The following is a 12,490-nucleotide window of genomic DNA, read 5'->3' as shown; positions in this document are numbered from 1 at the left end:
CTCACGGGTTGACGAGCAGCGACGACGTGTTGCCGATCTGCTTTTCGACGTGCTGCAGCTTGCCGGTGCGCGCATCCATCACGACGAGGTCGGACGTCGCCGTCAGCCCGTACAACAGCGGCTTGTCGTCCTCGCTGACCTGGATCGACACGAGCGGATCGATCTTCTGCTGCGCGAGATCCCAGCGGGCGACACGCTGCTTCGACTTCAGGTCGACCACCCACACCTGCGTGCCGGGATCCTTGTGCGAGCCGTCGCCGCCCTTGTGCATCAGCACGTAGTAGCGGTTCTGCCGGGCCTGCACGGCCGTCTGCTGCATGCCGCCTGGGCGCCAGCCTTCGGCGCGCTCGGCATCCGTCACGAGCGGCCACGTCTTGCCGAACGCGGGCTGGTCGCCGCTGAAATCCGCGCTGCGCACGTTGCCGCCATACGTCGTGAACAGATAGTCGCCGTGGTAGCGCGACGCGTTCACGAACGCCGGATCCTTGTCGACGTCGATGAACGCCTCCGACATCGTGCGTTTCGCTTCCTTGCCGTTCGCATCGAGCGTGACGGTCAGTGCCTTGCCGCTTTCGCACAGCGCGGTGAAGCGGTCGTTGCCCGACGGATAGGCGAGCACGCAGGCCGCCGTATCGATCTCCGACAGCACCTGCTTCGACACCGCATCGATCACCGTCAGCGAGGCGGCCGGCGTGATGTTCGCGACGTACAGCCGCTTGCCGTCCGCGCTAAACGCGGTGTTGTACGGCGACGGCACATGCTGCGCATGCTTCGCTGGAATCACGATCTCGCCCGCATGATCGAGCGTCGTGTTGTCGGTCATCTCGACGACGTCGGTGCGCGTGCCGTGCGAGCCGCGCGAGAAGTAGGTCGTCGCGACGAAGCTCGTCTTGTGGTCGGGCGAAATCGCGAAGCCGGGGCCGAAACCGCCGTCGATCTGGCCGAGCAGCTTCTTCGCATCGGCGTCGTACACGTAGATGCGTCCGTCGGTCATCGACGGCATCGAGATGTCGACGATATAGACCTCGTGCGGATGCCATGGCGGCATCTTCTGCACGACCAGTTCCTCCGGCCTTTCCGTCGCGTTCGCGCTGCCGGCCCATGCCGCCGCGCACGCCAGCGTCGCCGCGAACACCGCGGTTCGTCGCCTTGTCCTCATGTCGCCTCCAGTTGGGGAATCACGTGATGTGGGGCGACTGTAGTTCGACAATAAATCCGGTCAGCACCCGGACCGGCACCGCGTGCGTGCCGATTCGGGATATTGGAAAACCGCCTGAAAGCCGCGCCGGCCGGACGCTTCCGACCCTCTGACCCATGCGCGCGAAATAGCGCTCCCCCTTATTGCGCCGACCACGCGGTCGGTTTAATCTTGCGCGGTCCTGATCGATCCACCCGGAGGCGCCGTGTTCGTGATTCACGAGAGGTTCGACGACGCGGACCGGCATGCCGAGGCGCTGCGCGGCTGGAACCAGCGCTACGACCAGATCGGCTCCGGCGCGTATCGCAGCGCGGTCAAGCATGCGGTGCTGGACGGCATGCAGCTGTTCCAGGAAACCGCCAACGTGCGCATCATCCAGCGCGGAAGACTGCCGCACGACCATACGGTGTTCGGCATGCCGCTCACCGGCTCGGGTGCATTCGCATTCGGCGGTGCGCGCATCGAGCGCGGCACGATGGTGATGGCGCGCGGCGGTGCGCCGTTCGAGCTGCATTCGCCCGACGACATGTCGCTGATCGGTGTCGTCGCCGATCGCGCGCTGATGCAGCAGGTCGAGGATGCCGCCGATGTGCGCGTCGACGAAGCCACGTTGCGGCGCGGTGTCGTCGACATGCCCACCGCCGTGCTGATGCGCGCGAGCGTGCAGGTCGCCACGCAACTCGAGCGCGTGCTGGCGGCGCCCGATGCCTACCGCGACGCACGCGCACAGCGCGAACTGCGCGGCGAGATCGGCAACGTGCTCGTCGATCTCCTCACGTACCGGATTCCCGAGCCTTCGAACCGTCTCACGCACGCCTGTCGCGCCGACATCGTACGCCGCGTGCACGACTACGTGATCGGCCATCCCGAAGCGCCGGTCGACGTGCTGAGCCTGTGCACGCAATTGCGCGTGAGCCGGCGCACGATGCAGAACAGCTTCCAGTCGGTCGTGCAGACCAGCCCGTTGAACTACGTGCGCTCGCTGCGCCTGTCGCAAGTGCGGCGGATGCTGCTCGATACACGGCAGGCCGACCTGCCGATCAGCGACGCGGCGGCGCGCTGGGGCTTCATGCATCTCGGGCATTTCGCGAACGCGTACAAGGCGCAGTTCGGCGAGTTGCCGTCGACCACCGCGCGCCGGGCCGTGCGCGACGCAAAAACGCGCTGAGCCCGCGCAAAACCCGCGATAATCTCCCGCTGACCGTTCGGCGCGCGCGAACCGGCCGCGGCGCCTGCCCGGCCGCCCGCCGCCCCGCACGATGCGCGACGACTACCGGATTCCATCTCCTGCCCCGATGCCCGAGGATTTCCATTTCCTGCTGCTGCCCGGCTTCTCCGCACTCGGCTTCATGTCCGCGGTCGAGCCGCTGCGCGTCGCGAACCGCTTTCGTACCGAGCTCTATCGCTGGCACGTGATCAGCGCCGACGGCGCACCCGTCGCGGCGAGCAACGGCATTCCGGTTGCCGCCGAGGCCGCGTGCGCGGAGGTCGACAAGGTCGAGACGGTGTTCGTCGTCGCGGGTTTCGATCCGCTCGTGTGCTACACCCGCGCGATCGGCGACTGGCTGCGCCGCCAGCACCGTCATGGTGCAACGCTCGGCGGCATCGACACGGGCAGCTTCGTGCTCGCGGAAGCCGGGCTGTTCGACGCGTCGCAGCCGCTCACGCTGCACTGGGAAGCACTGGCCGCGTTCCGCGAACGCTACCCCGGGCTGAACGCGACGCAGGAGCTGTTCGAGATCGACGACCGGCGCATCACGTGCGCGGGCGGCACCGCGTCGATCGACATGATGCTCGACCTGATCGGGCGGCGGCACGGCGCCGATCTCGCGGCGGCGATCTCCGAGCAGTTCGTCGTCAGCCGGATCCGGCAGCGCTCCGACAGCCAGCGGCTCGAGATCGCCGCGCGCTACGGCGTGCACAACCGCAAGCTGATCCAGGTGATCGGCACGATGCAGCGGCACATGGAAAACCCGCTCGGCTCCGATGCGCTCGCGCAGGAGGTGTCGATCACGCGGCGCCAGCTCGAACGGCTGTTCAGCGCGACGCTGAACGACACGCCGACGCACTTCTACCTGAACCTGCGCCTCGATCGCGCGCGTGAACTGCTGCAGCAGACGGACATGAGCATCACGTCGGTTTGCGTCGCATGCGGGTTCGAATCGCCGTCGCATTTCTCGCGCACGTATCGCACGCGATTCGGGCTGAGCCCGCGCAACGACCGGCGCGCGACGCGCTGATCGTCGCCGGTTTCACGCACAATCCGGCGCGGAATTGCGCGTTCGGGCAGCGATTCCCGCCGCTCGCTGAACAATGCCGGAGATTGATCGACGGACCGAAGCGGTCGTCGAAAATAAATTGGAATGTCGTTGAAAATATTCTGTAACATACCAAAAAAAGTTAGATAGGCAGCCTAACGACATGCATGCCGCATCGCGACGTGCGTCGCGCCACGCGGGCTGCCACCGATATCGATCCGATCCGAGGGGTATGACATGACGATGCTCGCTTCGCCGTCTCCGCACCAGCCTGCCGTTCGCTTCTTCTCCCGCTTCTCCCCCTCTTCGCCTGCCTGTTTCTTTTCGACCTGACATTTAGGGTTCCTTAGTCAGTCGACGCTCCCAACACCGCTTCGCCGCACCGGCGCCATCGCGCCGGCGCGCGGGCCGTGTCGTGCCTGCGCGCCACGAACGCGCGGGCGTATCCAACCGTTGAGATGAGGATCACGTATGCAGACATCACGCAAAGCACTGCCGCTCGCCCTGGGTCTCGCGCTCGGTTTCGGCATCGTCGGCGGCACCGCGGCCGATACGAAAGTGTCGAACCCGCAAGCAACGAGCCTGCGCGAAAGCCTGACGCGCGGCGTCGCGCCGCCGGCCGCCAAGGCCGATACGGCCGCCGGGCAGTTCCGCGCGGACGGCGTCGCCGTCACGCTCTACAACCCCGCGTATCGCGCGAAGAAAACCGCCACGACGCCCGCCGCCACCGCGCGCGACTTCGTCGCGTCGCAAGCCACGCAGCTCGGGCTCGACGCGACCGCGCTTGCGAGCCTCGTCGTCACGTCGGAACGCAGCGATGCCGACTTCACCGTCGTGCGCCTGCAGCAGCAGGCGGCCGGCTTGCCCGTGTACGGCAGCGATATCGCGGTGACGGTCGCAAAGGACGGCCGCATCCTGTACGTCGCGAGCAACACGATCAACGGCGTGGTCGCGACGTCGCGCAAGTCGCAGGCCGTCGACCAGCAGCAGGCGCTCGACCGCGCCCGCGCGTATCTCGGCGTGAGCGGCTTCACGAACCTCGATGCGCAGCTCGTCGCGTTCGTCGACAAGACCGGCACGCATACCGTGTGGAAAGTGCGCGGCCGCCCGAACGACGGCCCGAAAGGCGACTGGGAACTGCTGATCGACTCGGGCAGCGGCGACGTGCTGCGCGCCGAGGACAAGGCGTTCTATGCGACCGACGGCACGGGCTTCGTATTCCGGCCCGACCCGCTGTCGCCGACCAAGAGCAGCTACGGCAGCACGGGATTCAAGGACAACAACGACGCCGATTCGTCGCAGCTCACCGCCGCACGCGTGCGCGTGACCCTGAAGGATCTCGCGCAGTCGGGCGGGCGCTACACGCTGTCGGGCCCGTACGCGTCGTGCATCGATTTCGACGCGCCGCTCGACAAGGCGTGCCCCGTGCAGTCGACGCCCGCGTTCGAGTTCACGCGCGGCAACCTGTATTTCGAGGCCGTGAACGCGTACTACCACATCGACACGTTCCTGCGTTACGTGAACCAGACGCTCGGCATCAAGGCGCTGCCGTACCAGTACACCGGCGGCGTGCAGTACGACCCGCACGGCGAATCGGGCGACGACAACTCGTCGTATTCGTCGAGCAGCGGCCGGTTGACCTTCGGGCAAGGCGGCGTCGACGATGCCGAGGATGCGGATGTCGTGATCCACGAGCTCGGCCACGGCATCCATGACTGGGTGACGAACGGCGGCCTGTCGCAACAGGAAGGGCTGTCGGAAGGCACCGGCGACTATCTCGCCGCCGCGTACAGCCGCGACTTCAACCAGTGGAGCCCGTCGGACGCACAATACCACTGGGTCTACAACTGGGACGGCCACAACGAGTTCTGGGGCGGCCGCGTGACCAACTGGAATGTCGGGCGCACTTACGCGCAGGCACGCGGCGCGGAGATCCATACGGCCGGCCAGTACTGGGCGTCGTGCAACCTCGTCGCACGCGACGCGATCGGCGCGCAGGCGATGGACAAGGCGTTCCTGAAAGGGTTGTCGATGACCAACAGCTCGACCAACCAGAAGGCTGCCGCGCAGGCCGTGCTGACGGCAGCGTCCGCGCTCGGCTACAGCAGCGCGCAGCTCACCGCGATCGGCAATGCGTACAACCAGAGTTGCACGTACGGCGTGACCGTACCGAAGAAGTCGTAATTCCGCAGCAGGCGTGGGCGTGTCGCACGACCTGCGGTGCGCCCCCTTTCCTCGACATCGCCATCCTCACGAGATCGAACATGCCTACTCTGAAACTGACCCGCCTGAGCGCCGCGCTGGGCGGCATGCTGCTGACCGCCGCCGCGCATGCGACGCCGGTGTGGATCACACTCGGCGACGCGGCGTTCCGCCAGTTGCAACGCATCGACGCCGGCGCCACCGCGCGGTACAGCACGACCCTCGACGCGGGCAAGACGGCCGACGGCGCCGCGCGCCGCGAAGTCGTTCACGTCGTCGAAATCGACGATTCACGGCTGGGCGAGCTGGCCCATGCCATCCACCATACGCGCGGCCACGGGCCCGGCTATGTCGTGCACGACTCGTTCGACGACGCGCGCCAGGCACTGCAGCCGTTGCCGCCGACGCTCGCGAAACAGGCCGCCGCCTCCGTGTACAAGGTATCGAACGCGCCGCAGATCGGCACGTGGATCCAGCAGCTGCAGGCCAGCAACATCGTCGGCACCATCACGTCGCTGTCCGGTTTCACGAACCGCTACTACACGACGTCGCACGGCGTCGCCGCATCGGACTGGCTCGCACTGCAGTGGAAGCAGCTGGCGGGCTCGCGCGCCGACATCACCGTCGAACAGTTCGCGCACACCGGCTTTCCGCAGAAATCCGTAATCCTGACGATTCGCGGTAGCGATCCGGCCGCGGGTACCGTCGTGCTGGGCGGCCACCTCGATTCGACGGTCGGCCGCACGACGGAGAACACGCGCTCGCCCGGCGCGGACGACGATGCGTCGGGCATCGCCAGCCTCACCGAAGCGCTGCGCGTGCTGCTGGCGAACCACTACAAGCCGAAGCGCACGATCAAGTTCGTCGGGTACGCAGCCGAGGAAGCCGGGCTGCTCGGCTCGAAAGCGATCGCGAAGCAGTTCCGCACGCAAAATGCGAACGTGGTCGGCGTGCTGCAGCTCGACATGACGAACTACAAAGGAGATCCAAAGGATATCTACCTGATCACCGACTACACGAACGCGTCGCAGAACACCTACCTGACGAACCTGGCGAAGACCTACCTGCCGGAACTCGCGATCGGCACGTCGCAGTGCGGGTATGCGTGCTCGGATCATGCGTCGTGGAATGCGCAAGGGTATCCGGCGTCGTTCCCGTTCGAGGCCGACCAGAACGACAGTCCGTATATCCATACCGTGAACGACACGCTGGAGAATTCGGATCGGCAGGCGAATCATGCGCTGAAGTTCGGCAAGCTGGCGCTCGCCTACGCGGTCGATCTCGGTGGCGATGGCGGGACGTCCGTGAAGCCCTGACGGCGTGCTGCCGGGAAGGTGGGGCATGCGCGCTTCCTTCCCGGCGACTTCGGTCGAACGCGCGCCGTCAGGATCGGGTAACGACGCATGCTCGTCGCAGCTGCAATGGCCGCTGCCGGCGCTCGCCGATACATTTGTTAAAGAATGCCGCCGCCTGAGCGGACAACCGGCGACATCGCGATATCGCTCACGTCTCGCTGCCGGCTTCGCGTCCGCGTCCGGATAGAATCGTCGTTCGACCACTCCGCTCCCCACGTCCCGCCATGACCGATACCCCCCGCTCCCTCGACGATCTTTCGCCCGCTCGCGTGACGACGGCGTTCGACCTGCCCGGCCACACGACCGTCCGCTCGCTCGGCGTCGCGCAAGGCATCATCGTGCGCTCGCGCTCGATCGTCGGCTCGTTCGGTGCGTCGCTGCAGACGATCTTCGGCGGCAACATCACGCTCTATACGTCGCTGTGCGAGAAGGCGCGCGAGCATGCGTTCGACAAGATGCTCGCCGATGCGCGCAAGCTCGGCGCGAATGCGATCGTCGCGATGCGCTACGACTCGACCGAGATCGGTTCGGGTGTGACCGAAGTGATTTGCTACGGCACGGCCGTCATCGTCGAACCCGCGTGAGGCCCGGCGCTGGCGCCGGCGCGGAGCACGAAAACCGCGCCGCCGTCACGGCCCGACGGGCCTTGCCCGATATGCCGAAATCGGCCCGGTGCATCGGCAACGCTGCCCGCCCGCGCCGACGCCACGGGCAGGCGAACCCCGCGCGAAAACCACGCGAAGTTTTCGATTGACGCGCCGCGCGGTTCCCTCTTACCATCGCACTCGTTTTCATTCATGGAGGCTTCTGTGCCTACCGATGCGAGTTGTAGTTGGTCCTGCACCAACCTGACTGCCGCCTGAGGAAGCTTCGCAGAGCCTTGTCTTCTGCCGCATCCCGGGATAGCAGGATGCGGCGTCTTTCAGGATCGGCCTACCGTCGATCCGAAATTCCCGTACTCGACAATTCAGTCGCCGCTCGACACGCGAGCGGCATCCGTACGTGACCCGCGTCGCGTGCGTGTGTCCGGCTGCATGCCCGCGCGTGCACGGCCCAGGTTCACGCACGCGCTACGCCAATAGACAGGAGTTCGAAATGGACGACGACCCTAGCCGATTAAGCTGCGCCGGCACGCGTTCGCACGCCCTCCCGGCGAACCCTCGACTCCCAGCCTCTTATCAGCCGATCGCGCCCGACGCGGCGCGGCGGGAAGCGCTCGTCCGTCGTTGACGTCATGACGCTCCCGCCGTGTGCAGTCCGGCGCCTGGAGCACGCATGAAACGACTCGATCTCTCCGTTCAGCCGAACCGACAGCACCGGTTCGCACACGACGGCCGCCCGGACACTCTCCCGCGTCGCCACCCTGCCGGTCATTTACGTCGATCCACGGCGGCTTCGTCACGCACGACGCGATGACGCCGACCGGGTCGCGCCACCACGCCCCGCCTTCTCATGCGCCGGCAATGCGGCAATGCCCGCCGTTCGGCACCACGCCATGTCCGATGTACCGGGAGAACACCATGTACAACCGTATGAAACTCCAAGCCACCCGACTGATCCGCGACAGCTACGTCTACTTCAAGATGCCGCGCGCACTGCTCACGCATTTCGACCGCCTCGCGGCCGCCTATGACCAGCTGGATCGCAAGCAAAAGCACGCGTTCTCGTTTCCCGACCAGACCGACGGCTTCCTGCCGTTCGGGCTCGAGTACTCGCTTACGCCCGAGCGCCCTGATCTGTGCGACCGGTTCTGCTACTGGGTTGCACGGCGCGACGCGCATCACGGCTTTGCGCTGGCCAAATCCGCGTTCTACCGCGAGATCGCTGCCTACGAGGCCTGCATCCACACGATCGCGCAAGACCTGCTCGATGCGGTATGCGACAACCTCGGCGGTACGCCGCAGCCGCCGGTCCGGCACAGCTCGTACCTGCAGTTCTGCGCGTACGAGCGGCATCCCGGCAGCCACGACCGCGCGTACCTGCAGGATCCGCACGAGGACGGCCACCTGCTGTCGTTCATCCGGCCGACCGCACCCGGCCTGGTCCTGCTCCCCGACTCGTCGCCGCTTTCCGCGCTGCCGCGGCCCGACGAAATGATCGTGCTGGCCGGTTCACTGCTCGAGGCGCTCACCGACGGCGAAGTGCCGGCGATGCAGCACGCCGTCGAACGCCCGCGCACACGCACACCGCGCAAGTCGCTGATGTACTTCGTCAATCCGGACCTGTCGGCCGGGCACGCCAGCACGATCGTCAACCAGCGGCCGCTGGACTTGCGCTCACTCGCCGAAGGCCGGCACGTCGCGTTCGGCAACCGCGCGCTGCGCCGCCCGTGCGCGGCCTGACCCGCGTCATCCCGCCCATCTTTTCTCCGGAGAATCCATGCTTGGACGTTTCCTCCCCGTCGAAAACCGTTTCTTCGACCTGTTCGACACGCATGCGCAGCACATCGTCCTCGCCGCGTGCGAGGTTCAGATGCTCCTCGACAATCTCGACGATGCCGAGCTGGCCATGGCCAACGTCCAGACCACCGAACGAACCGGCGACAAGCTCGCACACGATGCGATCGACCTGCTGCACAAGACGTTCATCACACCGCTCGATCGCGACGAGATCCACAAGCTCGTCACGACGATGGACGACATCCTCGACCTGATGGAGGACGTCGCGACCACCGTCGTGGTCTACGACCTGAAGTCGGTCACCGAGGAGGCCAGCGAACTCGCCGACATCGTCGTGCAGTCGGCGCTGCAGGCGCAGATCGCGGTCAACCTGCTGTCCGACATGAAAGAATCGGCGCAGATCCTCAAGGCATGCGAAGAGATCGACACGCTCGAGACCCGCGCCGACCGCGTGCTGCGATCGGCGATCTCGAAACTCTTTCGCGACGACATCGACGTGAAGACGCTCATCAAGCTGAAGGGCGTCTACGACCTGCTCGAACGGATCACCGACAAATTCGAGGATGTCGCGAACATCGTCGAAGGCATCGTTCTGGAAAACGCGTGAGCGAATCAACAAGATGCATTCGATACAACTCGCCCTATGGATGGTCGCGGCACTCGTGCTCGTCGCGCTCTTATTCGACTTCATGAACGGCTTTCACGACGCGGCGAACTCGATCGCCACCGTCGTGTCGACCGGGGTGCTGAAGCCCCAGCAGGCCGTCGTGTTCGCGGCCGCGTTCAACGTGATCGCGTACTTCATCTTCCACCTGAAAGTCGCCCAGACCGTCGGTAAAGGCACGATCGACCCCGAGATCGTCGACCACTACGTCATCTTCGGCGCGCTGGTCGGTGCGATCGGCTGGAACGTGATCACGTGGTACTACGGGATTCCGTCGAGCTCGTCGCACGCGCTGATCGGCGGCCTCGTCGGCGCGGCGCTCGCCAAGTCGGGCTGGAGCTCGCTGAACATCGACGGGCTGCTGAAGACGATCGCGTTCATCTTCATCTCGCCGCTGCTTGGCTTCATCCTCGGCTCGCTGTTCATGCTCGGTGTGTCGTGGCTGTATTTCCGTACCGCGCCCAGCAAGGTCGACCGGCGCTTCCGCCGGCTGCAATTGCTGTCGGCCGGGCTGTACAGCCTTGGCCACGGCGGCAACGACGCGCAGAAGACGATCGGCATCATCTGGATGCTGCTGATCGCGTCGGGCTATGCGTCGGCGACCGCCGATGCGCCGCCGGCGTGGGTAATCGGCGCGTGCTACCTGTCGATGGGCCTCGGCACGCTGTTCGGCGGCTGGCGCATCGTGCGCACGATGGGCCAGAAGATCACGAAGCTCAAACCGGTCGGCGGCTTCTGTGCGGAAACCGGTGGCGCGATGACGCTGTTCCTCGCGTCGTTCCTCGGCATCCCGGTGTCGACCACGCACACGATCACCGGAGCGATCGTCGGTGTCGGCGCGACGCAGAAGCTGTCGGCCGTGCGCTGGGGGGTAGCCGGCAACATCGTGTGGGCATGGGTGCTGACGCTGCCCGCGGCCGCGTTGTTCGCGGCCGGCGGATGGTGGCTCGGGCACCGGATCTTCTGATTGCTTCGACGCGACCGTACGCGTGACACAGGACGCATCCCACGTCACGCGTCGCGCTCGAGCGACTTCATGTTCGTGAGCTGGGGAAACAACCGCATCCACGTAAGCGCGACCGCAATCGTCGCGGCGCCACCCACGACTATTGCCGCGGGCGCGCCCCACCATGCGGCCGTCACGCCCGACTCGAATTCGCCGAGCTGGTTCGACGTACCGATGAACAGCGAATTGACCGCGCTCACGCGCCCGAGCATGTCGTCGGGCGTGCGCAGTTGCACGAGCGACAGCCGCACGACGACGCTGACGACGTCCGACGCGCCGAGCGCGGCCAGCGCCACGAGCGACAGCGCGAAGTGCCGCGACAACCCGAACACGATCGTCGCGATGCCAAATGCGATTACGCCGCCGAACATCGCGCGGCCCGGCCGCCCCTTCAGCGGGAACCGCGTGAGCCACAGCGTGCCCGCGAGCGCGCCGACCGCAGGCGCCGCACGCAGCGCGCCGAGCCCCCACGGGCCGACCTGCAGGATGTCGCGCGCGTAGATCGGCAGCAGCGCGGTCGCGCCGCCGAACAGCACCGCGAACAGGTCGAGCGACAGCGCGCCGAGAATCGCCGGCTCGCGCCGGATGAACGCGATCCCCGAAAACACCGAGCGCAGCGTGACCGGCTCGCGGGCGGGCGGCGCACTGCGCAGCGGAATCGTGCCGCTCAGCACCGCCGCGATCGCGAATGCAACGACGCTCGTGCCGAACGCGGCGGGCGCGCCCACGCCATACAGCAGCCCGCCGAACGCGGGCCCGAGGATCTGCGCGGCCTGGTTCGCGGACGTCGACAGCGCGGTTGCGCGCGGCAGGTCGGTGCGCGGCACGACGGCCGGCAGCAGCGACGACACCGACGGCGACTCGAACGCGCGGGCCGTGCCGACGATCGCCGCGAGCGCATACACGGCCGGTGCGGCCAGCCACCCTTGCGTGGCACCGAGCAGGAACACGCCGGCGGCCAGCGCCTCGACGCCCTGGCAGATCGTCGCGATGCGCCGGCGATCGTAGCGGTCGGCCACCTGCCCGACGACGAGCGTCAGCGCGAACATCGGCACGAACTGCGCGAGGCCGACGAGACCGAGCGCGAATGCGCTGTGCGTGAGCGCGTAGACGTACCAACCGATGGCAACCGACAGGATCTGGAAAGCCAGGGAAGACATGACGCGCGTGCCCCAGAAACGCTGGAACGGGACATGGCGGAACAGGTTGGCGGGTAACGGGGATAAAGGGCTGGGGTCGGGCACGGAGTCGGTCATCGAGGTCTCGGCAGGCGGCGCTGCGCGCCGGTACCGTTCGAGAAACGACGGCGCACGCCGACGCGTGCGCGCGACAACGGTGCCGACGCGGCCAAAGCGCGATGATATGCCAACCGCGAAAAACGGGCCGCAGGTGTGGGTGCCGACGATTC

Annotated in this window: 10 protein-coding genes; 8 read left to right on the top strand and 2 right to left on the bottom strand. The window is 66.6% G+C overall.

Going from position 1 to position 12,490, the window contains the following annotated elements:
* Position 1: 1 nt before the first annotated feature.
* The gene (locus CFB43_RS20685) at positions 2 to 1,159 is read right to left on the bottom strand and encodes an amine dehydrogenase large subunit (RefSeq protein ID WP_089496367.1); all 1,158 of its coding nucleotides are present in this window, start codon (positions 1,157 to 1,159) and stop codon (positions 2 to 4) included.
* Between the two features lie 244 nt (positions 1,160 to 1,403).
* On the opposite strand from CFB43_RS20685, the gene CFB43_RS20680 reads away from it, so the two are divergent.
* From CFB43_RS20680 to CFB43_RS20645, 8 genes are all read left to right on the top strand, one after another.
* On the top strand, positions 1,404 to 2,366 hold the full coding sequence (locus CFB43_RS20680; RefSeq protein WP_089496366.1) for a helix-turn-helix domain-containing protein: 963 nt from the start codon (positions 1,404 to 1,406) through the stop codon (positions 2,364 to 2,366).
* A gap of 127 nt (positions 2,367 to 2,493) precedes the next feature.
* Positions 2,494 to 3,438 carry a GlxA family transcriptional regulator gene (locus CFB43_RS20675; protein WP_089441811.1) on the top strand — a complete coding sequence of 315 codons (945 nt, stop codon included), beginning with the start codon at positions 2,494 to 2,496 and terminating at the stop codon, positions 3,436 to 3,438.
* Between the two features lie 489 nt (positions 3,439 to 3,927).
* Complete coding sequence (locus CFB43_RS20670; protein ID WP_089496365.1) at positions 3,928 to 5,640, top strand: M36 family metallopeptidase; 1,713 nt, start codon at positions 3,928 to 3,930, stop codon at positions 5,638 to 5,640.
* Between the two features lie 80 nt (positions 5,641 to 5,720).
* Positions 5,721 to 6,974 carry a M20/M25/M40 family metallo-hydrolase gene (locus CFB43_RS20665; protein WP_089496364.1) on the top strand — a complete coding sequence of 418 codons (1,254 nt, stop codon included), beginning with the start codon at positions 5,721 to 5,723 and terminating at the stop codon, positions 6,972 to 6,974.
* 263 nt (positions 6,975 to 7,237) lie between these two features.
* Positions 7,238 to 7,597 (top strand): YbjQ family protein, encoded by a 360-nt coding sequence (locus tag CFB43_RS20660; protein ID WP_089458737.1) that lies wholly within the window; start codon positions 7,238 to 7,240, stop codon positions 7,595 to 7,597.
* Between the two features lie 936 nt (positions 7,598 to 8,533).
* On the top strand, positions 8,534 to 9,355 hold the full coding sequence (locus CFB43_RS20655) for a 2OG-Fe(II) oxygenase family protein (protein ID WP_179254874.1): 822 nt from the start codon (positions 8,534 to 8,536) through the stop codon (positions 9,353 to 9,355).
* A gap of 37 nt (positions 9,356 to 9,392) precedes the next feature.
* Complete coding sequence (locus tag CFB43_RS20650; RefSeq protein WP_089496362.1) at positions 9,393 to 10,019, top strand: DUF47 domain-containing protein; 627 nt, start codon at positions 9,393 to 9,395, stop codon at positions 10,017 to 10,019.
* Between the two features lie 13 nt (positions 10,020 to 10,032).
* A complete protein-coding gene (locus tag CFB43_RS20645; RefSeq protein ID WP_089496361.1) occupies positions 10,033 to 11,043 on the top strand; it encodes an inorganic phosphate transporter in 1,011 nt (336 codons plus the stop codon).
* Between the two features lie 44 nt (positions 11,044 to 11,087).
* Here the strand turns inward: CFB43_RS20645 and CFB43_RS20640 are convergent, their stop codons facing one another.
* A complete protein-coding gene (locus CFB43_RS20640) occupies positions 11,088 to 12,338 on the bottom strand; it encodes an MFS transporter (protein WP_089458739.1) in 1,251 nt (416 codons plus the stop codon).
* Positions 12,339 to 12,490 lie beyond the last annotated feature (152 nt).

Origin of the sequence: Burkholderia sp. AU15512 (assembly GCF_002223325.1) — a bacterium.
Lineage (GTDB): Bacteria > Pseudomonadota > Gammaproteobacteria > Burkholderiales > Burkholderiaceae > Burkholderia.
Note: the sequence above shows the minus strand (reverse complement) of the source record. Positions and strands in the feature narration are given on the sequence as shown.

Coding starts and splice junctions, on each gene's coding strand:
- CFB43_RS20675 (WP_089441811.1), top strand. CDS start 2,494: ATGCCCGAGGATTTCCATTTCCTGCTGCTGCCCGGCTTCTCCGCACTC.
- CFB43_RS20665 (WP_089496364.1), top strand. CDS start 5,721: ATGCCTACTCTGAAACTGACCCGCCTGAGCGCCGCGCTGGGCGGCATG.
- CFB43_RS20660 (WP_089458737.1), top strand. CDS start 7,238: ATGACCGATACCCCCCGCTCCCTCGACGATCTTTCGCCCGCTCGCGTG.
- CFB43_RS20640 (WP_089458739.1), bottom strand. CDS start 12,338: ATGACCGACTCCGTGCCCGACCCCAGCCCTTTATCCCCGTTACCCGCC.
- CFB43_RS20670 (WP_089496365.1), top strand. CDS start 3,928: ATGCAGACATCACGCAAAGCACTGCCGCTCGCCCTGGGTCTCGCGCTC.
- CFB43_RS20655 (WP_179254874.1), top strand. CDS start 8,534: ATGTACAACCGTATGAAACTCCAAGCCACCCGACTGATCCGCGACAGC.
- CFB43_RS20685 (WP_089496367.1), bottom strand. CDS start 1,159: ATGAGGACAAGGCGACGAACCGCGGTGTTCGCGGCGACGCTGGCGTGC.
- CFB43_RS20645 (WP_089496361.1), top strand. CDS start 10,033: ATGCATTCGATACAACTCGCCCTATGGATGGTCGCGGCACTCGTGCTC.
- CFB43_RS20650 (WP_089496362.1), top strand. CDS start 9,393: ATGCTTGGACGTTTCCTCCCCGTCGAAAACCGTTTCTTCGACCTGTTC.